Consider the following 24,000-nt stretch of genomic DNA (forward strand, 5'->3'; position numbering starts at 1 on the left):
CTGGCATGGAAATCGTTATCTCCAAGGCGATGCTGATCGCGATCGTGCTCGCGCCGCTGCTGGGCGCGATCATCGCGGGTCTGTTTGGCCGCCAGGTCGGTCGCACCGGTGCCCAGGTGGCCACCATCCTCGGCGTGGCGGTGAGCTGCGCGCTGTCGTGCTTCGTGCTCTGGCAGCTGGTGGTGCAGGGCGCCGCGCCGTTCAACGAGAACGTCTACACCTGGTTCCAGGTGGCCGGCTTCGAGGTCAACATCGGCTTCATGGTCGACCGCCTGACGGCGATGATGATGGTGGTGGTGACCTTCGTGTCGCTGCTGGTGCACATCTACACCATCGGCTACATGGCAGACGACCCGGGCTACCAGCGCTTCTTCAGCTACATCAGCCTGTTCACCTTCTCGATGCTGGCGCTGGTCATGGCCAACAACTTCCTGCAGCTGTTCTTCGGCTGGGAAGCGGTGGGCGTGGTCTCGTACCTGCTGATCGGCTTCTGGTTCAAGCGCCCGACGGCCGTGTTCGCGAACCTCAAGGCCTTCCTGGTCAACCGCGTCGGCGACTTCGGCATGCTGCTGGGCATCGCGGCCGTGGCCTACTGGTTCGGCACGCTCGACTACGCGACCGTGTTCGCCAACGCCGGCCCGACGATCGGCGGAGGGCAGGTGGTCGAGGTTTTCGAGGGCCATGCCTGGTCGGTCGCCACCCTGATCTGCATCCTGCTGTTCATCGGTGCCATGGGCAAGTCGGCACAGGTGCCGCTGCACGTGTGGCTGCCGGACTCGATGGAAGGCCCGACCCCGATCTCGGCGCTGATCCACGCCGCGACCATGGTCACCGCCGGCATCTTCATGGTGGCGCGCATGTCGCCGCTGTACGAGCTGAGCACGGTCGCCCTGCAGTTCGTGCTGTTCATCGGCGCCACCACGGCCTTCTTCACAGGCCTGATCGGCATCGTGCAGAACGACATCAAGCGCGTGGTCGCGTACTCCACGCTGTCGCAGCTGGGCTACATGACTGTGGCGCTGGGCGTGTCGGCCTACTCGGCGGCGGTGTTCCACCTGATGACCCACGCCTTCTTCAAGGCGCTGCTGTTCCTGGGCGCGGGCTCGGTGATCATCGCCATGCACCACGAGCAGGACATGCGGCGCATGGGTGGCCTGCGCAAGTACATGCCCATCACCTTCTGGACGATGGTGATCGGCACCCTGGCCCTGGTCGCGACCCCGTTCTTCAGCGGCTTCTATTCGAAGGACACCATCATCGAGGCCGCCAGGCACGGCGCCGAGGGCATGGGCTGGGTCGGCACCTACGGCTACTGGGCGGTGCTGCTGGGCGCCTTCGTGACCTCGTTCTACAGCTTCCGCCTGCTGTACCTGACCTTCTTCGGCAAGGAGCGCTTCCGCGAGGCCCACGCCGACGACCATGGCCGCGGCCATGACGACCACGGCCATGGCGCGCACGAACCGCACGAATCGCCGTGGGTGGTGACCCTGCCGCTGGTGCTGCTGGCGGTCCCGTCGATCGCGATCGGTTTCTTCACCGCCGGCCCGATGCTGTTCGGAACCGACTGGGCGGGCCACGAACAGGTGATGCCGTTCTTCTCGGGTGCGATCGACCTGCTGCCGGAGAACAACACCCTGGCCCGCGTCGCCGCCGAGGTCTGGCACGGCCCGGTCGCCTTCGCGCTGCACGGCTTCATCACGCCTGCGTTCTGGCTGACCTTCGCCGGCTTCGCGCTGGCCACGGTCATGTACTGGTGGCGTCCGGAGCTGGCGGCCAGGGCGCGCAGCGTGTTCGCGCTGCCGGTCAAGGTGCTGGAGAAGAAGTACTGGGCCGACGACCTCTGGATCGGCGGCCTGGCGGGCGGCAGCCTGCAGCTGGGCAAGGCGTCCAGCGTCGCCGACAACCGCCTGATCGACGGCGTGTTCGTCAACGGCGCGGCACGCCTGGTCGGCCTGGTGTCCGGCGTCGTGCGCCGGCTGCAGTCGGGCCGCCTTTATGACTATGCATTCGCGATGATCGTCGGCCTGATCCTGCTCCTGGCCGTGCTGATCTACCTCTGGACCTGACGGAAGACGATACGTGTCGAACTGGCCTCTCCTCAGCATCCTCATCTGGCTGCCGATCCTCGGTGGCGCGATGGTGCTCGCGCTCGGCAACCGTGCCGGCGCCGCGCGCTGGCTGTCGCTGGCGATCGCGCTGGTGGTCTTCGCCATCAGCGTCCCGCTGTTCACCGGCTACGACGCTTCGGCGGCCGCGGCCACGATGCAGTTCGTCGAGGCCCGGGAGTGGATCCCGGCCTACGACATCCAGTACCACCTGGGTGCCGACGGCATCTCGGTGGCGCTGATCCTGCTCACCACCCTGGTCACCGTGCTGGTGCTGATCGGCGCCTGGAGCTCGATCGACCGGCGCGTGAGCCAGTACTACGCCTCGATGCTGATCCTCGAGGGCTTGATGATCGGCGTGTTCACGGCCGTGGACGCGATGCTGTTCTACGTGTTCTTCGAGGCCATGCTGATCCCGATGTTCATCATCATCGGCGTCTGGGGCGGCCCGCGTCGCGTGTACGCGTCGATCAAGTTCTTCCTGTACACCTTCCTCGGCTCGGTGTTCATGCTGGTTGGTCTGGTGTACCTGTACCTCAAGGGCGGCAGCTGGCAGCTTCCCGACCTGTACTCGCTGCCGCTCACGGCCACCGAGCAGATGTGGTTGTTCTTCGCCTTCCTCGCGGCATTCGCGGTCAAGGTTCCGATGTTCCCGGTGCACACCTGGCTTCCCGACGCGCACGTCGAGGCGCCGACCGGCGGCTCGGTGATCCTGGCGGCGATCATGCTGAAGATCGGCGGCTACGGCTTCCTGCGCTTCAGCCTGCCGATCACGCCCGACGCCGGCCACGAGTGGGCCTGGCTGCTGATCGCGCTGTCGCTGGTGGCGGTGGTCTACGTCGGCCTGGTGGCGCTGGTCCAGCAGGACATGAAGAAGCTGATCGCGTATTCGTCGGTGTCGCACATGGGCTTCGTGACGCTCGGCATCTTCATCGCCTTCGCGCTGGTGCGTGACACCGGCAACCCGGAGGCCGCGCGCCTGGGCATGCAGGGCGCGATGGTGCAGATGATCTCGCACGGCTTCATCTCCGGTGCGATGTTCACCTGCGTCGGCGTGCTCTACGACCGCATGCACACGCGCATGATCCGCGACTACGGCGGCGTGGCCAACGTGATGCCCTGGTTCGCGGCCTTCTACGTGCTGTTCGCCTTCGCGAACTCCGGCCTGCCGGGCACCTCGGGCTTCGTGGGCGAGTTCATGGTCATCGTGGCCTCGTTCCAGCATCACCCGCTGATCGCCTTCGTGGCCGCCATCACCCTGATCCTGGGCGCGGGCTACACCCTGTGGCTCGTGAAGCGGGTGATGTACGGCGAGGTCGGCAATGCGCACGTCGCCGCCATGAAGGACATCAACGGCCGCGAGGCCCTGGTGCTGGGCGTGTTCGCCGTGGGCGTGCTGCTCATCGGCCTCTGGCCCAGGCCCCTGACCGACCTGATGGAACCGTCCATCGCGCAGCTGGCGGGCCTGCTCGCCAACAGCAAGCTTTGAGGAACGTGACGCGATGATGCCTGGAGCTATGACCCCTCCCGTCCGGACGCTGGCCGACATCGCGCCGCTGGCGCCCGAGCTCGTGGTGGTGATCGGCGCGTTCGCGCTGCTGATGCTGGACCTGTTCATCGGCGAGCGCCGCCGCGTGGTGACCCATTCGCTCGCGATCGCGGTCCTGCTGGCCGCGGCCGCCATGATCGTCGCCGGCGTGGGCGGGCAGGGCATGGTGCTGGCCGACATGTTCGTGCGCGATACCGCGAGCGACGTGCTCAAGGTCTTCATCCTGGTGGTGACCGCGATGTCGCTCGGCTACGCGTGGCATTTCATGCAGGAACGCGGCCTGTACAAGGGCGAGCTGCCGGTGCTGATGCTGTTCGCGACCGTCGGCATGATGCTGCTGGTCTCGGCGCCGAACCTGGCCACGGTCTACGTCGGCCTCGAGCTGCTGGCGCTCTGCCAGTACGCGCTGGTGGCGATCGACCGCGACAACCCGGTGGGCTCGGAAGCGGCGATGAAGTACTTCGTGCTCGGTTCGCTCGCTTCCGGCCTGCTGCTGTTCGGCATGTCGCTGGTCTACGGCGCCACCGGCAGCCTCGACCTCGCGACGATCTCCGGCGCCGCGGCCACCGTCGACGGCGGCACCCGCACCCTGCTGCTGACCGGCACCGTGTTCCTGGTGGTCGGCGTGTGCTTCAAGTTCGGCGCCGCGCCCTTCCACATGTGGCTGCCCGACGCCTATCACGGCGCCCCGACCCCGATGTCGCTGTTCATCGGCTCGGCGCCGAAGCTGGCCGTGTTCGGCATGGCCTATCGCCTGCTGGAATCCGGCGTCGGCCCGCTGCAGGACCAGTGGCAGCTGATGGTCGCGCTGCTGGCGGCGCTGTCGCTGGCGGTGGGCAACATCTTCGCCATCGCGCAGTCGAACCTGAAGCGCATGCTGGCGTATTCGACGGTGTCGCACGTCGGCTTCCTGCTGCTCGGCCTGGCCGGCGGCGGTCCCGAGGGCTACGCCGCGGCGATGTTCTACGCGATCAGCTACGCGATCATGTCGGCGGCCGCCTTCGGCGCCATCGTGGTGCTCGCGCGCAACGGCTTCGAGGCCGACCGCATCGACGACTTCAAGGGCCTCAACGCCCGCAGCCCGTGGATGGCGGCGATGGTGCTGGTGATCATGGCCTCGCTGGCCGGTGTCCCGCCCTTCCTCGGCTTCTGGGCCAAGCTGGTGGTGCTGCGCGCGGCGATCGAAGGCGACATGCTGTGGCTCGCGATCCTGGGCATCGTGTTCGCCGTGATCGGTGCGTTCTACTACCTGCGCGTGATCAAGGTGATGTACTTCGACGAGCCCGAGGGCCGCGAGATCGAGGCGCGGGACAGCATGCCGCTGAAGGCGCTGTTCGCGGTCAACGCGCTGGCGCTGCTGGTGCTGGGCTTCGCCTGGAGTCCGATCATGGCCTGGTGCCAGGCGGCGTTCGCCTGACCGGGAAAGCCGCAAGCTTCCGAGCGGACATGACGCACGAAGCTTGCGAAAAAGCAGGTCTTCCTGCATAATGTTCTTCTGCTGCGGGGTGGAGCAGTCTGGCAGCTCGTCGGGCTCATAACCCGAAGGTCGCAGGTTCAAATCCTGCCCCCGCTACCATGTTTTCTGCAGCAGTCCGGACGGCGTCCCTGGCAACAGGGGCGCCGTTTTTTTGGTTCTTCTCCCAAGTGAGGGATCGCGCGCTGCGCTGATCCCTGACGCGGCCGGCTGGAGGGTGGTCGTGCTGCGGTGCGATGCCTGCTGCCGCTCATGTCCCCCGGCTGCGGCCTGCGGCCACAGCCTCCTCCTTGACTTCCCGTCAGCAGGCATCGCACCGCAGTCCGGAACAGTGTCGGCGGTCGAGGGATGGTGGAAGCGTCGCACCCTGAGCAGGTGGAGAAGGGCAGAGCGTTGACGCGCCTCGCGGCTCACGCAAGGGACAATGGCCCACGCCGCGCTTTTTCCAACGGCCCGCCGGGGCCTTGCACGCTTTGGCGCCATGCGTCGAAGCGCCGCGATGCTCCCACGTGCCCTTTCCCTCAGTTGGGAGAAGAACCTCTTCTTTTGCATCGCTGTTGGCCCGAAGGCCCGGTCAGGCCTCCAGCACCATCCGCCTGCGGCCGTCGCCGATGATCGCGTGGGGCACGAAGCGGGCGCTGTCGCGGGTGATCGGCGAGTCGTCCTCGCGGATGCCCATGCCGCAGGCCCTGTCGCCCACCACCCAGCTGCCGACCAGCGGCCACGCGCCTTCGAACGCCGGCAGCAGGTGCAGCGCCTGGCGGATCGCCGGGCCTGCATAGGGCCCCGGCTGCTCGAGACGCGCACCGTCGGCCAGGTGCATCTCGATGTTCGCACCCTCGCGCGAGAACAGCGGCTTGCGGACCCAGCCTGGCGGCAGCGCGCCGCCCGCGTCGAACTCGGCGGGCAGCAGGTTGGGGTGCCCGCGATGGCGCTCCCAGAGCAGGGGCAGCACGCCCTTGTTGCTGAGCAGCAGCTTCCACGGTGGTTCGAGCAGGCGCAGCCCCGAGCCGGGGAGGGCGGATGCGAACTCGTCCGCGAACAGGTCCTCGAGCGGATAGAGCTTGAACAGGCTCGCGATCACCGCGTCGTCGGTGGCGGTGAAGCGGCCGTTGGCGGACAGGCCGATGTCCTCCAGCGCGATGCTCCCGGATTCGATGCCGGCCTGGGCGGCACAGTCGCGCAGGTAGTCGACGGTGCCCTGGTCCTCGGCGCTGCCGCCGGAGGCCGCGAAGTACAGCGGCGCGGGCAGCTGGCCCGCGATCTCCACGAAGCGGGCCACCAGGGCTTCGTGGATGGAATTGAACTGGTCCGCCTCGCGCGGCAGGGCGCCGGCCTCGCGCTGCCGCTCCAGCCAGTCCCACTGGAAGAAGGCGGCCTCGAACAGCGACGTCGGCGTGTCGTAGTTGTACTCGTAGAGCTTCGCGGGCCCGCGCCCGTCGTAGGCGAGGTCGATGCGGCCGTAGATGTGCGGGTCGCGCCGTCGCCAGCTGTCCGCCACCTGGTCGCGGGCGGTGTCGGGAATCGCCAGCCGCTCCATCAGTTCCTGGCTGCCGGCGGCATCGGCGGCGAGATCGATCGCCATCGCGTGCAGTTCGGCGGTCGGGTCCTCGATGTCGTCCTCGACCTGGCGCAGGTCGAAGGCGTAGTACGCGGTTTCGTCCCAGTAGGGCAGGCCGTCGATGGTGTGGAAGGCGAAGCCGCAGTCGGCGGCGCGCTGGCGCCAGTCGGGGCGCGCCTCGATCGCGACCCGGCGCATCAGCCGCCGGCGCTGCGGCCCGCGCCGGAGCGGCCGAAGCCGCCGCGGCTGACCGTGGGCGCGCGGTCGGGCTGCAGACTGGTGCGGGCGAGCGAGGTCGCGCCGCCCGGTCCCGCCTGCGGACGCAGCCAGCCGGACTGGTTGGACAGGAAGGCCGGCGTGGCGCGGGCATTGCCGGCCGTGGCCGCGGCCGCGGCGGGGCCTGCGCCCGGCGCCGGCGCCATCGCACCGCCCCGGGCATTCATCATCTGCGACAGCACGAAGCCGGCCATCAGCGGGCCGACGAAGCTTCCGCCGGCCTGCTGGCGGGTCGCGCACTGGCCTTCGCCGAACTCGGCCTCGCAGTCCGCGAGCGACGCGTAGCGCGGAGCGACGGCGTCGGCCTGCGCCTGCGCCGCTTCGAAGGCCTGCCGGCACATGGCCGGCTGCATGGTCTCGGCGGTGCAGGCCTCGACGGACGTGAACAGGCCCTCCGAGGTCTGCACCTCGGGCTGCCTGCTGCAGGCGACCAGCAGCAGGGGCGCGGAGCCCATGAGCAGGAGGGCGGTCTTGCTGGAGCGCTTCATCGAGGAAACCTGTGGCTGATCGCGGCTGGGCCGCAGAGGTTACCCGATGCCGCCCGCGCCGGGACGCCGGCTTGCGGGAGGCTGCGGCGAGGCCTATAATCCTGCGGCTCAGCGGGACACTGCAGGACCGCATCAGGCGCCAAGGCGCAGGTCCCTGCATCCGCTGCAAGCTTTTCGCAGTCGCCGAAGGGCCTCCGAGGAGGCTTTTTTCGATTGCGGGAGTCGGGCTCGCGCGGTGCGCATCGAGGCGCGCCGGCACCGGATCCAGCAGCATCGGACAAGGGGCCCATCGGGCCCTTTGTCGTTTTTCGCATCCCGGCCCCGCCGGGCGCCACTCCAGGGAGACAAGGTGACGGACAAGTCGACCGATATCGCACAGCTCCTCTCGCCGACCGTCGAGTCGCTGGGGCTGGAGCTGCTTGGCGTCGAGTATCTTCCGGCACCGGGCGGGGCGACGCTGCGCCTGTACATCGACCGCCCCGGCGCCGACGCGTCCGCCGAAGGGCAGGGCGTGGGCATCGAGGACTGCGAGGCGGTGAGCCGCGAGGTCTCGGCCCAGCTCGACGTCGAGGATCCGATCAGCGGCAATTACACGCTGGAAGTGTCCTCGCCCGGCGTCGACCGCCTCCTGTTCACGCCCGCGCATTTCGAGCGTTTCCTGGGCGAGCAGGCCAAGGTCGTGCTGAAGCTGCCGCAGGACGGGCGCCGCCGCCTCACCGGGCGGATCACGGCGGTCGAGGGCGAGGCCATCACCTTCGAGGTTGACGGCCAGCCGTTCGCGGTGCCGGCCGGCAACATCGACAAGGCGCGCCTGGTCCCGGACTGGGTGGCCCTGGGCTACGGGCCGGCGAAGGACGCCTCCGGGCGCGATGCACGCCCCGGCAAGCGCGGGCCCGCCAGCAAATCCAATACCAACAACAAGCCGGCGGCATCGAAGCCGTCCAGTGCGGAGTGAACCAGAAGATGAGCAAGGAACTGTTGCTGGTCGTCGATGCGGTCGCCAACGAGAAGGGCGTGCCCGAGTCGGTGATCCTGGAAGCCCTCGAGGCGGCCCTGGCCACCGCGGCCAAGAAGCGCTACCTCGAGCAGGACGTGCTGACCCGCGTGCAGATCGACCCCAAAGACGGCAGCTACGAGACCTTCCGCCGCTGGGAAGTGGTGGCCGATGACGTGGTGATGGAGTCGCCCGACCGCCAGATCCGCCTGATGGACGCGGTCGACGAGGCCGAGGGCGTCGAGGTCGGCGACTACATCGAAGAGCAGATCGAGAACGTCGACTTCGGCCGCATCGCCGCCCAGGCCGCGAAGCAGGTGATCGTGCAGCGCGTGCGCGAGGCCGAGCGCCAGCAGGTCGTGGATGCGTGGAAGGACCGCGTCGGCGAGCTGGTCACCGGCGTGGTCAAGCGCGTCGAGCGCGGTAACGTCTACGTCGACCTCGGTGGCAACGCCGAGGCCTTCATCCCCAAGGACAAGGCCATCCCGCGCGACGTCGTGCGCGCCGGCGACCGCATCCGTGGCTATCTGTACGACGTGCGCAGCGAGCCCCGCGGCCCGCAGCTGTTCATCAGCCGCGCGGCGCCGGAATTCATGATCGAGCTGTTCAAGCTCGAGGTGCCCGAAGTCGGCCAGGGGCTGGTCGAGATCAAGGCCTGCGCCCGTGACCCGGGTGACCGCGCCAAGATCGCCGTGGTCGCCTACGACACCCGCACCGATCCGATCGGCGCCTGCATCGGCATGCGCGGCTCGCGCGTGCAGGCGGTGTCGAACGAACTCAACGGCGAGCGCGTCGACATCGTGCTGTGGTCGGACAACCCGGCGCAGTTCGTGATCAACGCGATGGCGCCGGCCGAGGTGCAGTCGATCGTGGTCGACGAGGACAAGCATTCGATGGACCTCGCGGTCGCCGAGGACCGCCTGGCGCAGGCGATCGGCAAGGGCGGCCAGAACGTGCGCCTGGCCAGCCGCCTGTCGGGCTGGCAGCTCAACGTGATGACCCAGGACCAGGTCACCGCGAAGTCGGAGGCCGAGCAGGCCGCGGCCCGCGCCCTGTTCCAGGAGAAGCTCGAAGTCGACGAGGAGATCGCCGGCATCCTGGTGTCCGAAGGCTTCAGCACGGTCGAGGAAATCGCCTACGTGCCGGTCGGCGAGCTGCTGGCGGTGGAAGGCTTCGACGAGGACATCGTCGAGGAACTCCGCGCCCGTGCCCGCGACGCCCTGCTCAACGACGCGCTCGCGGTGGAGGAGGAGATCGGCGACAACGTGCCGGCCGACGACCTGCTCGCGCTCGAGGGCATGGACGACGAAACCGCTTTCGCGCTGGCCGGCCACGGCGTGCGCACCGCCGAGGACCTCTCCGACCTGGCCGTCGACGAGGTGCTGGAGTTCGGCATCGAGGATCTCGACCAGGACCGCGCCGCGGCGCTGGTGCTGGCCGCGCGGGCGGGCGAGATCGCCCGCCTCGAGGCGGAAGGCTGACAGACCGGGGCTGTCGCGGCCCCCGAGAACGGCACACCACCATGAACTGATCGATCCATAGCGCGGCAAGCGCCGTCGCCCAAGGAACCGGAATCCGAATGTCGCAGCAAACCACCATCCGCAAGCTGGCCGCACTGGTGAACACGCCGGTCGAGAAACTGCTTGAACAGCTGTCCGAAGCGGGCATGAAGTTCAGCGATCCCGACCAGGTCGTGACCAGTACCGAGAAGGTGAAGCTCCTGGGCTTCCTGCGCCGTACCCACGGCCGTGCCGAGAAGGGCGCCGCCGATCCGGTCGCGCCCCAGAAGATCACCCTGCAGCGCAAGAGCACGCTCACCGTGGGCGGCGGCCGCAACAAGCCGACCGTCGACGTCGTCGTGCGCAAGAAGGTCACGCTCAAGCCGACCGATGCCGCCCCGGGCGCAGCGTCCGCAGCCGGCGGTGGCGTCGACGACGAGCGCGCCGAGATCCTGCGCAAGCTGGAGGAGTCGCGCCAGCGCAACCTCGACGAGCAGCAGCGACTGGCCGAGGCCGACCGCCGCCGCGCGGAAGAGGCCGAGGAAGCCAAGCGCCTCGCCGCCGAGCAGGAGGCCGAGCGCCTGCGCCAGGAAGCCGCCGCGTCGGCCGTGGTGCCGGACGAGGCGCCGCGCAAGACGCATGGCCACGGCCACCCCAGCAAGCCCGCCGCCCCGGCGCGCGACGACCGCGGCGCCGGCAAGGGCAAGCCCGGCCGCGGCTCGCACGCGATGGTTGCCGGCGTCGAGGACGACGACAGCGCCGCGCGCTTCGCCGGCCAGCTGCACCTGAGCCCGGCCGACCGCGCCCGTCGCGGCGCCGGCGCATCGCGCTCCAGGGGCCGCCAGCAGCAGCGCGGCCGCCAGCCCGACCAGGCCCGCACCGGCACCGGCTTCACCCGGCCGACCGCGCCGGTGGTGCGCGAAGTCGCCATCGGCGACGCGATCACCGTGGCCGACCTGGCGCAGAAGCTCGCGCTCAAGGGCGGCGACGTGGTCAAGGCGCTGTTCAAGATGGGCGTGATGGCCACCATCACCCAGTCGATCGACCATGACACCGCGGTGCTGGTGACCGAGGAGCTCGGCCACACCGCCGTGCGCGAAACCGCCAACGACGCCGAGAGCGAGCTGCTGGCCCACGTCGAGGACGTGCAGGGCGAGCAGAGCCAGCGCCCGCCGGTGGTCACCATCATGGGCCACGTCGACCACGGCAAGACCTCGCTGCTCGACTACATCCGCCGCACCCGCATCGCTACCGGCGAGGCCGGCGGCATCACCCAGCACATCGGCGCCTACCACGTCGAAACCCCGAAGGGCGTCATCAGCTTCCTCGACACCCCGGGCCACGCCGCGTTCACTTCGATGCGCGCGCGCGGCGCGAAGATCACCGACATCGTGGTGCTGGTGGTGGCCGCCGACGACGGCGTCATGCCGCAGACGGTCGAGGCGATCCAGCACGCGCGTTCGGCCAAGGTGCCGCTGATCGTCGCGATCAACAAGATCGACAAGTCCGAGGCCGATCCGTCGCGGGTCAAGAACGAGCTGCTCACGCACGAGGTCGTGTCCGAGGAGTTCGGCGGCGACACGCAGATGGTCGAACTCTCGGCCAAGACCGGCCTGGGCGTCGACGACCTGCTCGACGCGATCAGCCTGCAGGCCGAAGTGCTCGAGCTCAAGGCCGTTGCCGAGGGCCGCGCCAGCGGCACGGTCATCGAATCCTCGCTCGACAAGGGCCGCGGCCCGGTGGCCACGGTGCTGGTGCAGCAGGGCCAGCTCAACAAGGGCGACTTCCTGGTCTGCGGCGTGGAGTACGGCCGCGTGCGCGCGCTGTTCGACGAGACCGGCAGCCAGGTGCAGTCGGCGGGTCCGTCGATCCCGGTGCAGGTGCTCGGCCTCTCGGGCGTGCCCGACGCCGGCGACGACTTCGTGGTCGTCGACGACGAGCGCCTGGCGAAGGAAGTGGCCCAGCAGCGCGAGGCCAAGCGCCGCGAGCTGCGCCTGGTGCAGGCCGCGGGCAACCGCATGGAAGACATCATGGCGCAGATGGGCGGCGGCCAGCAGCTCGAGCTGCCGCTGGTGATCAAGGCCGACGTGCAGGGTTCGGTGGAAGCACTGCGCCAGGCGCTGACCGCGCTGTCCAACGACGAGATCCGGGTGAACATCATCCGCTCCGGCGTGGGCGGCATCACCGAGTCCGACGCCAATGCCGCGGCGACGTCGAAGGCCACCATCATCGGCTTCAACGTGCGCGCCGATGCCTCGGCCCGCAAGGTCGTGGAGACCTGCGGCCTCGACCTGCGCTACTTCTCGATCATCTATGACGTGATCGACCAGGTGAAGCAGGTGGCGTCCGGCATCCTGGGCGTGGAGATCCGCGAGGAGATCATCGGCACCGCCGAGGTCCGCGAGGTGTTCCGCAGCTCCAAGTTCGGCGCCGTGGCCGGCTGCATGGTCATCGAGGGCGTGGTCAGGCGCAACAAGCCGATCCGCGTGCTGCGCGACGACACCGTGATCTTCGAGGGCGAGCTGGAGTCGCTGCGCCGCTTCAAGGAGAACGTCGACGAGGTGCGCACCAACACCGAGTGCGGCATCGGCGTGAAGGCCTACAACGACATCAAGCCGGGCGACAAGATCGAGTGCTTCGAGCGCGTCGAAGTGCAGCGCACGCTCTGATGGCGCAGAAGTCCTTCCATCGCACCGACCGCGTCGCCGCCCAGCTCCGCAGGGAGCTGGGCACCCTGGTGCGCGAGGCGGTGGCCGAGCACGGCCTGCCGTCGGTGAGCGTGTCCGACGTCGAGGTGACGCGCGACATGGCGCACGCCAAGGTCTTCGTCACCGCGCTGCAGCCCGAGCGCGCCGCCGAAGCGATCAAGGGCCTCAAGGCCGCGGCGCCGGAAGTGCGCTACCGGCTTGCGCGCGCGGTGAACCTGCGCCACGTGCCCGAGCTGCACTTCCACTACGACGATTCCGTGGACCGCGGCGAGCGCATCGACAACCTGCTGCGCGATTTGCCGGATACCTCCGCCGAGGATTGACGCCTGCCCTGTAGGAGCAGCCATGGCTGCGACCTGCAGCATCACTCGCAGCTATAGCTGCTCCTACATGATTCGGGAGCCAGGGGTGACGAAGGGTCGTCCACGCACGAAGTTCCGCAAGCTCGATGGCATCCTGCTGCTCGACAAGCCGCGCGGGCCGAGCTCCAACCAGGCGCTGCAGCGGGCGCGGCACCTGTTCCGCGCGGAGAAGGGTGGCCACACCGGCAGCCTCGATCCGCTGGCCACCGGCCTGCTGCCGCTGTGCTTCGGCGAAGCGACCAAGATCGCCGGCGGCCTGCTGGGTGCGCGCAAGGCCTACGACGCGGTGGCGCGGCTGGGGCAGGTGACCGATACCGACGATGCCGAAGGCCAGCTGCTGCGCGAGCGGCCGGTGCCGCCGCTGGACATCGCCACGATCGATGCGGCGCTGGCGGGACTGACCGGCCGGATCCTGCAGCGCCCGCCGATCTATTCGGCGCTCAAGCGCGGCGGCGAACCGCTGTACGCGAAGGCGCGCCGCGGCGAGGATGTCGAGGTCGAGCCGCGCGAGGTCGACGTGCACGAGTTCAGCCTGCTGTCGGCGGCCGACCTGGTCGACGCCGCCGAGGGCGTGGCGCCCGGCGACATCCTCCGCCTGCGCGTGGAGTGCGGGTCCGGCACCTATGTGCGCAGCCTGGTCCGCGACCTGGGCGAAGCGCTGGGCTGCGGTGCGCACGTGCTCGAGTTGCGCAGGCTGTGGATCGATCCCTTCAGGAACCCGCGGATGTGGACCTTCGCCGAGCTCGAGGCCCTGGCCGCGCGCGGCGAATCGAGCCTGGAAGCCTGCCTGCTGCCGCTGGAGTCGGGCATGGATGCATGGCCGCGCGTGGAGGTGGACGCCGCCGCCGCGGCCCGGCTGTCCCACGGCCAGGGCACTGGCGACGTGGCCGGGATGCAGGGCGAGGTCGCGATCTTCGGCCCGGACGGCCGTGCGCTCGGCCTCGGGACGCGTGACGGAGCGGGCGGGCTGCGGCCCCGGCGCCTGTTCAGCTGGGCCTGCGCCCAGCCCGGCGACGCCGGTACACGGCCGGCGCGCTGAGCCGTCGCCTTGTCCGTCCAGCCGGCCTCGCGTTACAATTCGAAGGCTTGTTTCCAAGCACCCAGGCGCCCGATCCCCGGCGCGCCCGGCAATCCATAGAACGCGGCGGTTCTCGTGGTGCGCACATGCCTGCCGGCATGGCGTTCCTGCGGTCCACGCATCACCAGAAAGGCAAAGGCACATGGCCATCGACACCGGCAAGATCATCGAAGACAACAAGCGCGGCGAAAACGACACCGGCTCCACGGAAGTCCAGGTGGCGCTGCTCACCGCCCGCATCGTGCACCTGACCGAGCACTTCAAGGTCCACAAGCAGGACCACCACAGCCGCCGCGGCCTGCTGAAGATGGTCAACCAGCGCCGCAGCCTGCTCGACTACCTGCACCGCAAGGACGTCGGCCGCTACAAGGCGCTGATCGAGAAGCTCGGCCTGCGTCGCTGATCCAGACCCCGCCGCGGCGCAGAAATGCGCCGCGGTTCTTTTTCCGGCTCGCCGCAGGCGCGCCACCCGGCCAGGGCAAGGGCCCGCACCGGTTCATCGCAAGACGCACCAAGGAATTCACAACGTGGCAAAAGTTACCAAGAGCTTCCAGTACGGCGATCGCACCGTCACCCTCGAGACCGGCGAGATCGCGCGCCAGGCGGGAGGCGCGGTCATGGTCTCCTGCGACGGCACCGTGCTGCTGGTCACCGCAGTCGCGGCGAAGACCGCCCGTGAAGGGCAGGACTTCTTCCCGCTGACCGTCGACTACCAGGAGAAGTTCTACGCCGGCGGCCGCATTCCCGGCGGCTTCTTCAAGCGCGAAGGCCGCGCGACCGAGAAGGAGACGCTGACCTCGCGCCTGATCGACCGTCCGATCCGCCCGCTGTTCCCCGACGGCTTCCGCAACGAAGTGCAGATCATCGCCACGGTGATGTCGATGAACCCCGAGGTCGACGGCGACATCCTCGCCCTGATCGGCGCATCGGCCGCGCTGTCGCTGTCGGGCGCGCCCTTCGACGGCCCGATCGGCGCCGCCAAGGTCGGCTACAAGGACGGCCAGTACCTGCTCAACCCGACCGTGTCGGAGCTGAAGGAGTCCGACCTCGAGCTCGTGGTCGCCGGTACCGCGAACGCCGTGCTGATGGTGGAGTCCGAGGCCAACGTGCTGTCGGAAGAGGTGATGCTGGGTGCGGTGATGTTCGGCCACAAGGCCATGCAGGTCGCCATCTCGACGATCAACGAACTGGTCGCCGAAGCCGGCAAGCCGAAGTGGGAATGGGCCGCCCCGGCCGCGAACGAGGGCCTGGTCAGCGCGCTGCGCACCGCCATCGGCGAGCAGCTGGCCGGCGCCTTCCAGGTGCGCGACAAGCTCGAGCGCCGCGACACCATCTCCAAGGTCAAGAAGGCCATCCTCGAGGCGCTCGCGCCGGAGGCCGAAGCCAACGCCTGGTCGGCGAACGAGCTGTCCAAGGAGTTCGGCGAGCAGGAATACCAGACCATGCGCAATTCGGTCCTGAAGACCAAGGTGCGCATCGACGGCCGCGCGCTGGACACCGTGCGCCCGATCAGCTCCAAGGTCGGCGTGCTGCCGCGCGTGCACGGCTCCTCGCTGTTCACCCGCGGCGAGACCCAGGCGATCGTCGCCGTCACCCTGGGCACCGCCCGCGACGGCCAGATCATCGATGCCGTCTCCGGCGAGTACAAGGAGCACTTCCTGTTCCACTACAACTTCCCCCCGTACTCCGTGGGTGAAGCCGGCCGCATGATGGGCCCGAAGCGTCGCGAGATCGGCCACGGCCGCCTGGCCAAGCGCGGCGTGCTCGCGGTGATGCCGACGATGGAGGAGTTCCCGTACACCATCCGCGTCGTGTCCGAGATCACCGAGTCGAACGGTTCCTCGTCGATGGCGTCGGTCTGCGGCTCGTCGCTGGCGCTGATGGACGCGGGCGTGCCGATCAAGGCGCCGGTGGCCGGCATCGCCATGGGCCTGGTGAAGGAAGGCGACGACTACGTCGTGCTGTCCGACATCCTGGGCGACGAGGACCACCTCGGCGACATGGACTTCAAGGTGGCCGGCACCGACGCGGGCATCACCGCCCTGCAGATGGACATCAAGATCCAGGGCATCACCGAAGACATCATGAAGGTGGCGCTGGAGCAGGCCAAGCGTGGCCGCCTGCACATCCTGGGCGAAATGGCGAACTCGCTGACCCAGGCCCGTTCGGAGCTGTCCGACTTCGCGCCGCGCCTGATCACCATCAAGATCCACCCCGACAAGATCCGCGAAGTGATCGGCAAGGGCGGTTCGGTCATCCAGGCGATCACCAAGGAGACCGGCACCCAGATCGACATCCAGGACGATGGCACGATCACCATCGCCTCGGTCGATGCCGCCGCCGGCAAGGCCGCCAAGGACCGCATCGAGCAGATCACCTCCGACGTCGAGCCGGGCCGCATCTACGAGGGCAAGGTCGTCAAGCTGATGGACTTCGGCGCCTTCGTGACGATCTCCCCCGGCAAGGACGGCCTGGTGCACGTTTCGCAGATCTCCAACGAGCGCGTCGAGAAGGTCGGCGACGTGCTGAAGGAAGGCGACGTGGTCAAGGTCAAGGTGCTGGAAGTCGACAAGCAGGGCCGCATCCGCCTGTCGATGAAGGCCGTCGAGGAAGGCGAGGGCACGCCGGCCGCCTGAGCCGGTCGCCCATGTCGCAGCGCGCCTGGTGCGCGCTGCGACGGAATGAAGAAGAGCGGGCTTCGGCCCGCTCTTTTTTTGTTCCAGGTGGCAGCCACCGACCGCCGCCGGCGGCTCAGGCCGCAGGCACCCGCAATCGCGTGCGTGGACCGGGTGGGATGCCGTAGACCGGCGGCATGTCCTGCCCCTGGACGATGCCCAGCGGCGCGTACCCCGCGTACTGCGGAAATACCTGGCCCAGGCGGTTGTTGGCCATGCGCCGGATCAGCAGCTCGGAGAACACCTGGCGGTAATCGGTGGTGACCGGGAGGTCGCCGAACCAGGGCGCCAGCACCTCGGGATCGAGGCCCGGCCAGGTGCCGTAGAAGCGCCGGCCGTTGACCGCGTCGCCCAGCACCAGCATCGGATTGCCATAGCCGTGGTCGGTGCCGCCGCTGCCGTTCTGGCGCACGCGACGCCCGAACTCGGACTGCACCATCACCGTGACCCGCGAGGATTCGCCGCCGGCGGCCATCTCGATGTAGAACGCGGTCAGGGCCTCGGACAGCTCGGCGATCCTGTTCTGGTAGTAGTGGTAGCCGCTGCCGGCGGTGCCCTGGCCGTCGTGCGTGTCCCAGCCACCGAGGTCGAGGGTGGCGTAGCGCAGGCTGGTGCCGAAGCGGATCGCCTGCGCCACCGTCCACAGCTGGCGCGCGAAGGTGCTGGTGGGCCAGCCGGCGGGCAGGGTGGCGGTGAAGGGCAGCTCGCGGATGCGGCGCAGTGCGGCGTCGCCGGCACGGGCCTGCTGTTCGACCGCCGCGCGGCCGGACACGAAGCTGCCAAGCACGTCGTTCACGCCGACCAGGTTCGCCGGGCGCCCGCCGCCCGACTCGCGCCACTGCCAGGGGCCGGCGTTGAGCGCGAACTCGTTGGGGCTGGCCATCGACAGCGCATCGGTGTTGCCAAGCAGGCTGGCCGGCTGGCCGTTGCTGACGCCCAGCAGCGGCAGCCCGGCGGTCGCGCCCGAAGGGTCGCTGGCCCAGGCGCGCGCCAGCCAGCCGCTGCCGCCGCCGGCCCGTCCGGGCGTGCCGAGGTCGCAATAGAGCTGGGCGTCGAAATGGCTGCGGGTGAGCGTCGTCGACATGCCGCAGGCATGCACGATGGCCAGCCGCGATTCCTGCCACAGCGCATGCAGGCCGGCGGCCGACGGATGCAGGCCGAAGCCGGTGCCGCCGCCGCCCTGCAGGGTCAGCGGCAGCGCGCCGTAGGCGCCGCTGGCGGCGATCGCCAGCGAAGGGCGCGCCTCCTCGTAGTGGCCGCGGTCGTTGCCGTCGATCGGCACGACCAGGTTCAGGCCGTCGATGCCGCCGCGCAGGAACACGTGCACCAGGGTGTCGTGCGGCGTGCCGGCGGCGGCCGGCGGCGCGTAGAACATCGACGGGGCGACGCCGGCGATGGCGGCGGTGGCGCAGCAACCCTTGAGGAAGGCGCGGCGCGAGAGCGTGTGGTCGGCCATGGCGGAATCCTCAGCGAGTGGCGAATTCGGGCGACATCAGCAGCAGCGAGACCATGCTGCGCAGGCGGTCGTGGTTGTAGTGCGCCCGGAGGTCGCTGCCGCTCCAGGCATTGCTGTCGGCGATGACGTAGGACGAGGACGCGCCCTGGGCCATGAAGGCGCGCAGCATCTGCAGCCGCGCCGGCGCCGGCGGCCGGCCCAGCAGGCGCAGGCACCAGAAGTCGACCAGGTTGGCCGCGGTCCAGCTGGCGACGCCCGCGCGGCTGTCCTCGACGACGGGCAGCAGGCGCTGGTCGTCGTCGCTGGTCTCGGTGAGCCAGGACAGCATCCGCCAGGTCATGCCGAAGCTGTTCGCGCCCGACCAGGCATCGGCGTCGTCGGCATAGCCGTTGGGCGCGGGCCAGTCGTAGGGCACGTGCCCGGTGCCGGCCAGGCGCCACATGAATCCGTCGCCGTGCGCGTGCGCCGGGCGCAGCGTGTACGTGCTGCCGGCCGCCCGCAGCGCCGCGGCGATCACTTCCGACGGCCGCCGGCGCTTGCCCTGGCGCGCCTCGCGCACCTCGGCCGAACGCAGGATATGGCGCAGCACCACGCGGATCTGGTCGGCGTCCTGCCAGCGCTGGCGGAACAGCGTCGCCGCGCTCTCAACCAGCGATGCCGGCGCGGCATCGCCGGCGAAGTGGCGCACCAGCTTGCGGCAGATGAAGCGCGCCACGCGCGGGTGGCTGGCGATGCGGTCGAGCACGTCGCGCCCGTCCTTCATCGCCGGCTGCTCGGGCGGCAGGTACATGCCGAGCACGAACTTCGGACCGGTGTCGTGCCAGGCCGCGCGGTAGACGAAGCTGCCGTCGTTCTCGGACGGGTATTGCCAGTGGCCGTTGCGCAGCGTCCAGCCGGTGAACGCGGCCGCGGTCTCGTAGACGTCGACGTCGGTGTAGCCGATGGGGTAGGACGGATCTTCCGGGCAGGGCGGTACCTGCCCGGGATTCATGAAACCCAGGTAGTTCTCCGCGCCGAAGGTGTGCAGCTCCAGCAGTTCGCGGGCGAAGTTCTCGTTCGGGCCGGAGCGCGTGTTGGAGCGGTTGTCGAGGTAGTACAGCATCGCCGTGCTGGACGCGACCGCCTCCAGCATGGCGCGGAAGCTGCCCAGTGCGTGGCTGCGGATGACGTCGCGGCTGTGATGCACGAACACCGGGCCGGCGTCGTAGTCGCTGCCGGTGACGTGGAAATGGTCGTGCCAGAACGTGGTCATCCGCTCCTGCAGCTGCCGCTTCGAGAACGCGGCGCGCATCACCGAGGCGCGCTGCGATTCCCAGGCGGGGATCATGCGCACGTCCCAGGGCGCGCCGCTGGCGACGTGGTCGGCCCAGAGCTGGGTGAGGCTCTTGCCCAGGGTGGTGTAGCCGGCGCCGGACAGGCGCGCGTCCATGGCGGAATCGTCGATCGACTCCCAGGCCAGCTGCTGCTCGACCAGGGCCTCGTAGCGTGCGGTGTCGTTCCCGCCGAGCGCGTTGAAGGCCTCGCGGGCGCCGGGGAAGATCCCGTAGCCCAGCCGGCTCCAGGCGCGCACCCAGGCCGGCGCGGGCGGCAGGTGCCGGACGGGCGGGCGCAGGCGGTTGTCGATGTCGCCGGGCCCGGTGCCGGGTGGAGGGAGCGGCGGCGCGGGGCGCATCGCGGTGCGCCGCGGGTCGTGGCCGTAGCGCTCCCGCAGCACGGCATCGATCGACATGCGGCTCCTGGCCGCGATGGTCACTGGCATGGTCTCCCCCGACGCGATGGTCGTCCCGTCGCGACTATCGCGCACGGGAAGCGCCGTGGCTGTGACCGTCGGCAGGGATCGGACGGGCAGTGGGGCGGCCGGGGCCTCCGGCCGCGCTCAGACCCAGCCGAAGGCGTAGAACAGCCCGATGATCACGAACACCGCCAGGGTCTTGATGACCGTGATCGCGAAGATGTCCTTGTAGGCCTGGCGGTGGGTCAGGCCGGTGACCGCGAGCAGGGTGATCACCGCACCGTTGTGGGGCAGGGTGTCCATGCCGCCCGACGCCATCGAGGCCACGCGGTGCAGCACCTCCATCGGGATTCCGGCCGCGTTCGCGTTGGCGATGAAGGTGTCGGCCATCGCCGCCAGCGCGATCGACATGCCGCCGGAGGCGGAGCCGGTGATGCCGGCCAGTGCGGTGACCGTGACCGCCTCGTTGATCAGCGGGTTGGGGATCGACCCCAGGGCACCGGCGACCAGCAGGAAGCCGGGCAGGGCGGCGATCACGGCGCCGAAGCCGTATTCGGAGGCGGTGTTCATCGACGCCAGCAGGGCGCCGCCGATGGCCGACTTCGTGCTTTCGGCGAAGTGCGCGAACACGGTCCTCCAGGCGAAGGCGAGCACGGTCAGGATGCCGATCAGCAGCGCGCCCATCACCGCCCAGATCGCGGCGATCTTCGCCACCTCCTGCACCACCGGGGCGGGGTTGCCGATCACCGCCGGGATGAAGCTGTGGCTGTCGCCGTACCAGCCCGGGATCAGCCGCGTCAGCACCAGGTTCGAGACGCCCACCATGACCAGCGGCAGCAGCGCGATCAGCGGGTGGGCGAGCTTCTCGCCGATGAAGGCGGCGGGCTCGTTGAGCAGGGTGGCGGGATCGCCGTAGCCTTCGCCGGCGGCCTGGGCCACGCGGCGGCGCCAGTTGAGGTAGGCCAGGCCGAGGATGAGGATGAACACACCGCCCAGGGTGCCGAGCACCGGCGCCGCCCAGGTGTCGGTGCCGAAGAAGGCGGTCGGGATGATGTTCTGGATCTGCGGCGTGCCCGGCAGCGCATCCATGGTGAAGGTGAAGGCGCCCAGCGCGATCGTGCCCGGGATCAGGCGCTTGGGGATGTTGCCCTGGCGGAACAGCTCGGCCGCGAACGGATACACCGCGAACACCACCACGAACAGCGACACGCCGCCGTAGGTCAGCACCGCGCAGACGATCACGATCGACAGCATCGCCCGCTGCGCGCCGACCACGCGGATGGTGGCCGCGACGATCGATTTCGAGAACCCCGAGAGCTCGATCAGCTTGCCGAACACCGCGCCCAGCAGGAACACCGGGAAATAAAGCTTCAGGAAGCCGACCATCTTGTCCATGAACAGGCCGGTGAACATCGGCGCGACCAGCGACGGGTCGGTCAGCAGCACCGCGCCGAGCGCTGCGATCGGCGCGAACAGGATCACGCTGTGGCCGCGGTAGGCGACGTACATCAGGAACACCAGCGCGGCCAGCACGATCAGGAACGACATCGGACACCCTTGCGATCGTGCGGCGCACGACTCCACGGCTGACAGTGTTCCCGCCGGGCGCAGTCGCGGCCCATTGTCCGAAGGTACGATGCCGCCGCGGGCACGCCCTCCCTAGTCTTGGCAGCACGCGGCAAACGGCCGCGAGCACACGAGCATTCCAGGGGACACCATGAAGCCTGCCCACCTCCGCGCCACCACCCTCAGCCTGGCGATCGTCATGGCCCTGGCCGCGCCCGGCCTGCATGCACAGGACGCCGGTGCCGCCGATGCCGCTCCCGCCGCCAGCGCCACCGACATCGACGGCATCACCGTCACCGCCCGCCGCCGCGTGGAGTCCATCCAGGACGTGCCGGTGGCGGTCAGCGCTTTCGGCGAGGAGCAGCTGAAGGACCTGCAGGCCACCGACATCAGCGGTCTGCAGGGCGCGGTGCCGAACCTCAACATCGTGCAGGGTCGCGGTTCGTCGAACACGGTCAACGTCTTCATCCGCGGCATCGGCCAGCCGGATTCGCTGCAGACCTTCGATCCCGGTGTCGGCATGTACGTCGACGACGTCTACTACTCGCGCATCAACGGCGCGCTTTTCTCGCTGTTCGACGTGCAGCAGGTCGAAGTGCTGCGCGGCCCGCAGGGCACGCTGTACGGCAAGAACTCCACCGGCGGCGCGATCAAGGTCAACACCAGGAACCCGTTCGACGACCAGGGTGGCGCCGTGGAAGTCGGTGTCGGCAGCTTCGGCCGTACCGACTTCCGTGCCTACGTGGGTGAGGAGCTGTCCGAGCGGGCCGCCTTCAGCATCGCCGGCGCGTACCTGAAGAACGATGGCTACGTCGAGGATCCGGTCACCGGCGAGGAGTACAACGGCGAGGACACGCTGGCCTTCCGCGGCAAGCTCGCGCTGCGCCCGACCGACACCTTCACCGCGACCCTGTCGGCCGACTACACCCGGCAGGACAACGCCCTGACCCTGGGCCAGCCGACCGCGCCGCTGATCCGCACCGACCTCGTCTTCGGCCCGGTGGTCCTGCACCAGCCGTCCAGCGACGAATACGACTTCAGGACCCGGACCTCGTTCCGACCCGACCAGGGCCAGGAGATGACGCACAAGGGCGTCAGCGCGAACCTGCAGTGGGACCTCGGCGAGCAGTGGGCGGTCAAGAGCATCACCGCGTGGCGCAAGCTCGACACCAGTTCCTTCATCGACATCGATGCCTCGGAATGGGAGCTGGGCGACGTGCTGGTTGAAGTCGACCAGGAGCAGTTCAGCCAGGAGCTGCAGCTGCAGTACGACAACGGCGGCAACCTGCAGGCGATCTTCGGCGCGTACTACATGAACGAGACGCTGCCGTCCTACCAGGAGGCTTACGCCAGCGACTTTTTCGGACTGGCGGGCGCGCCGATCGATTTCCTGCGGACCATCGACGACGACCTCGAGACCACCAGCGTTGCCGCCTTCGCCCACGTCAACTGGGAGTTCGCGCCGACCTGGACGCTGGCCGCGGGCCTGCGCTACTCGCGCGATGAGAAGGACTACTGGCGCACCACCAGTACCTTCTGGGCGCCGGTGATGGCGGCGCTCAACGAGACGGTGGCCTTCAGCGGAAAGCAGAGCTGGGACGCCTGGACGCCTTCGCTGAGCCTGCAGAAGGCCTTCAGCGACAACGTGATGGGCTACGTGTCCGCCAACCGCGGCTTCAAGTCCGGCGGTTTCAACGGCCGCGCGAACTCCGCGCTCGAAACCACCTCGGCCGTGTTCGATCCCGAGTTCGTCTGGACCTACGAGGCCGGCGTGAAAATGCGTTCCGGCGATGGCCGCCTGACCGCGAACTTCGCCGGCTTCCACAGCAGCTACGAGGACTTCCAGGCCCGCGTTTCCGAAGTGCTGAACCCGGAGTCGCCGACGCCGAGTTTCTCGTTCCCGGTGCTCAACGCCGCGGAAATGGAGATCAACGGCTTCGAGTTCGAGGGCAGCGCCCGACTGGGCGAGGCCACCCTGCTCAGCGGCCAGGCCAGCTGGATGGACGCCAGCTACAAGTCCTTCGAAGACCTGCGCACCACCGATCCGACCAACCCGGCCTACGACCCGACCCTGCACCAGCACGTGCCGTTCTCGCCGGAGTGGACCGCGCGCATTGCCCTGCAGCACAGCTTCCAGCTGGGCGGCAACGGTGCGCTGACCATCGGTGGCGATGTGTCCTACCGCGGCGACACCTGGCTGTCGGTCGACAACCGTCCGGGCCTGATGCAGGAGGCCTACACCACGGCGGGCGCATTCGCGGCGTGGGATTCGCCGCAGTACGCTTGGCAGATCCGCGCCGGCGTGCGCAACCTGACCGACGAGGTGTACAAGGTCGAAGGCCAGGAGTTCTCGTCGGTGGCCAATATCCAGACCGCCTACTACGCGCCGCCGCGCAACTGGTACCTGACGGTCCGCCGCAACTTCGATTTCTGATCGAAGGCGCAGGCTGCCCAACGGGCCGCGGGTCCAGCCGCGG

16 protein-coding genes and 1 tRNA gene are annotated in these 24,000 nt (G+C 69.1%); 12 read left to right on the forward strand and 5 right to left on the reverse strand.

Translation table 11 applies throughout. The features are described from left to right. Positions 1-5: 5 nt before the first annotated feature. From nuoL to IE168_RS02505, 4 genes are all read left to right on the forward strand, one after another. On the forward strand, positions 6-2,066 hold the full coding sequence (nuoL, locus tag IE168_RS02490) for an NADH-quinone oxidoreductase subunit L (protein WP_189494898.1): 2,061 nt from the start codon (positions 6-8) through the stop codon (positions 2,064-2,066). A 13-nt stretch (positions 2,067-2,079) separates the two neighbouring features. Beyond that, positions 2,080-3,594 carry an NADH-quinone oxidoreductase subunit M gene (locus IE168_RS02495; protein WP_189494900.1) on the forward strand — a complete coding sequence of 505 codons (1,515 nt, stop codon included), beginning with the start codon at positions 2,080-2,082 and terminating at the stop codon, positions 3,592-3,594. 28 nt (positions 3,595-3,622) lie between these two features. Then, on the forward strand, positions 3,623-5,071 hold the full coding sequence (nuoN, locus tag IE168_RS02500; RefSeq protein ID WP_189494903.1) for an NADH-quinone oxidoreductase subunit NuoN: 1,449 nt from the start codon (positions 3,623-3,625) through the stop codon (positions 5,069-5,071). A gap of 82 nt (positions 5,072-5,153) precedes the next feature. Next, positions 5,154-5,230 (forward strand) — tRNA-Met (locus tag IE168_RS02505). Between the two features lie 472 nt (positions 5,231-5,702). Here IE168_RS02505 and IE168_RS02510 read toward each other — a convergent pair. Together IE168_RS02510 and IE168_RS02515 are read right to left on the reverse strand one after the other, a co-directional pair. Continuing rightward, positions 5,703-6,887 carry a glutathionylspermidine synthase family protein gene (locus IE168_RS02510; protein ID WP_189494905.1) on the reverse strand — a complete coding sequence of 395 codons (1,185 nt, stop codon included), beginning with the start codon at positions 6,885-6,887 and terminating at the stop codon, positions 5,703-5,705. Next, positions 6,887-7,453: a DUF1190 domain-containing protein gene (locus tag IE168_RS02515; protein WP_189494907.1), complete on the reverse strand. Its 567-nt coding sequence runs from the start codon at positions 7,451-7,453 to the stop codon at positions 6,887-6,889. The genes IE168_RS02510 and IE168_RS02515 overlap by 1 nt, the downstream gene beginning before the upstream one ends. A 349-nt stretch (positions 7,454-7,802) precedes the next feature. Here IE168_RS02515 and rimP point away from each other — a divergent pair, with 349 nt between their 5' ends. The 7 genes from rimP (at position 7,803) to pnp (ending at position 16,730) form a co-directional block, all read left to right on the forward strand. Then, entirely contained in the window at positions 7,803-8,408 is a 606-nt protein-coding gene (rimP, locus tag IE168_RS02520) for a ribosome maturation factor RimP (RefSeq protein WP_189494909.1), read from the forward strand. Between the two features lie 8 nt (positions 8,409-8,416). Continuing rightward, a complete protein-coding gene (nusA, locus tag IE168_RS02525; protein ID WP_189494911.1) occupies positions 8,417-9,928 on the forward strand; it encodes a transcription termination factor NusA in 1,512 nt (503 codons plus the stop codon). A gap of 98 nt (positions 9,929-10,026) precedes the next feature. Next, on the forward strand, positions 10,027-12,615 hold the full coding sequence (gene infB, locus IE168_RS02530; protein ID WP_189494914.1) for a translation initiation factor IF-2: 2,589 nt from the start codon (positions 10,027-10,029) through the stop codon (positions 12,613-12,615). Then, entirely contained in the window at positions 12,615-12,977 is a 363-nt protein-coding gene (gene rbfA / locus IE168_RS02535) for a 30S ribosome-binding factor RbfA (RefSeq protein WP_189494916.1), read from the forward strand. Before infB ends, rbfA begins: the two co-directional genes overlap by 1 nt. An 85-nt stretch (positions 12,978-13,062) precedes the next feature. Continuing rightward, a complete protein-coding gene (truB, locus tag IE168_RS02540) occupies positions 13,063-14,055 on the forward strand; it encodes a tRNA pseudouridine(55) synthase TruB (RefSeq protein WP_229823028.1) in 993 nt (330 codons plus the stop codon). Between the two features lie 181 nt (positions 14,056-14,236). Beyond that, positions 14,237-14,497: a 30S ribosomal protein S15 gene (rpsO, locus tag IE168_RS02545; RefSeq protein ID WP_189494918.1), complete on the forward strand. Its 261-nt coding sequence runs from the start codon at positions 14,237-14,239 to the stop codon at positions 14,495-14,497. Between the two features lie 124 nt (positions 14,498-14,621). Beyond that, a complete protein-coding gene (gene pnp, locus IE168_RS02550; protein WP_189494920.1) occupies positions 14,622-16,730 on the forward strand; it encodes a polyribonucleotide nucleotidyltransferase in 2,109 nt (702 codons plus the stop codon). Positions 16,731-16,845: 115 nt separating this feature from the next. Here pnp and IE168_RS02555 read toward each other — a convergent pair whose 3' ends face one another. From IE168_RS02555 to IE168_RS02565, 3 genes are all read right to left on the reverse strand, one after another. Then, positions 16,846-18,225, reverse strand: a complete 1,380-nt coding sequence (locus IE168_RS02555) for a DUF1501 domain-containing protein (RefSeq protein ID WP_189495285.1) — start codon at positions 18,223-18,225, stop codon at positions 16,846-16,848. A gap of 10 nt (positions 18,226-18,235) precedes the next feature. Beyond that, a complete protein-coding gene (locus IE168_RS02560; protein ID WP_189494922.1) occupies positions 18,236-19,954 on the reverse strand; it encodes a DUF1800 domain-containing protein in 1,719 nt (572 codons plus the stop codon). 147 nt (positions 19,955-20,101) lie between these two features. Then, the gene (locus IE168_RS02565; protein WP_189494924.1) at positions 20,102-21,505 is read right to left on the reverse strand and encodes a GntP family permease; all 1,404 of its coding nucleotides are present in this window, start codon (positions 21,503-21,505) and stop codon (positions 20,102-20,104) included. Positions 21,506-21,674: 169 nt separating this feature from the next. Between IE168_RS02565 and IE168_RS02570 the strand changes: the two genes are divergently transcribed. Continuing rightward, on the forward strand, positions 21,675-23,957 hold the full coding sequence (locus tag IE168_RS02570) for a TonB-dependent receptor (protein WP_189494926.1): 2,283 nt from the start codon (positions 21,675-21,677) through the stop codon (positions 23,955-23,957). Positions 23,958-24,000 lie beyond the last annotated feature (43 nt).

This window comes from Luteimonas padinae (assembly GCF_014652935.1).
GTDB lineage: Bacteria > Pseudomonadota > Gammaproteobacteria > Xanthomonadales > Xanthomonadaceae > Luteimonas > Luteimonas padinae.

What these genes read in the sequence shown, in the direction of transcription:
- IE168_RS02515 (WP_189494907.1), bottom strand. Translation starts at nt 7,453, where the DNA reads ATGAAGCGCTCCAGCAAGACCGCCCTCCTGCTCATGGGCTCCGCGCCC.
- IE168_RS02560 (WP_189494922.1), bottom strand. Translation starts at nt 19,954, where the DNA reads ATGTCGATCGATGCCGTGCTGCGGGAGCGCTACGGCCACGACCCGCGG.
- infB (WP_189494914.1), top strand. Translation starts at nt 10,027, where the DNA reads ATGTCGCAGCAAACCACCATCCGCAAGCTGGCCGCACTGGTGAACACG.
- nuoN (WP_189494903.1), top strand. Translation starts at nt 3,623, where the DNA reads ATGACCCCTCCCGTCCGGACGCTGGCCGACATCGCGCCGCTGGCGCCC.
- rpsO (WP_189494918.1), top strand. Translation starts at nt 14,237, where the DNA reads ATGGCCATCGACACCGGCAAGATCATCGAAGACAACAAGCGCGGCGAA.
- rbfA (WP_189494916.1), top strand. Translation starts at nt 12,615, where the DNA reads ATGGCGCAGAAGTCCTTCCATCGCACCGACCGCGTCGCCGCCCAGCTC.
- nuoL (WP_189494898.1), top strand. Translation starts at nt 6, where the DNA reads ATGGAAATCGTTATCTCCAAGGCGATGCTGATCGCGATCGTGCTCGCG.
- IE168_RS02555 (WP_189495285.1), bottom strand. Translation starts at nt 18,225, where the DNA reads ATGGCCGACCACACGCTCTCGCGCCGCGCCTTCCTCAAGGGTTGCTGC.
- IE168_RS02565 (WP_189494924.1), bottom strand. Translation starts at nt 21,505, where the DNA reads ATGTCGTTCCTGATCGTGCTGGCCGCGCTGGTGTTCCTGATGTACGTC.
- IE168_RS02510 (WP_189494905.1), bottom strand. Translation starts at nt 6,887, where the DNA reads ATGCGCCGGGTCGCGATCGAGGCGCGCCCCGACTGGCGCCAGCGCGCC.
- IE168_RS02570 (WP_189494926.1), top strand. Translation starts at nt 21,675, where the DNA reads ATGAAGCCTGCCCACCTCCGCGCCACCACCCTCAGCCTGGCGATCGTC.
- nusA (WP_189494911.1), top strand. Translation starts at nt 8,417, where the DNA reads ATGAGCAAGGAACTGTTGCTGGTCGTCGATGCGGTCGCCAACGAGAAG.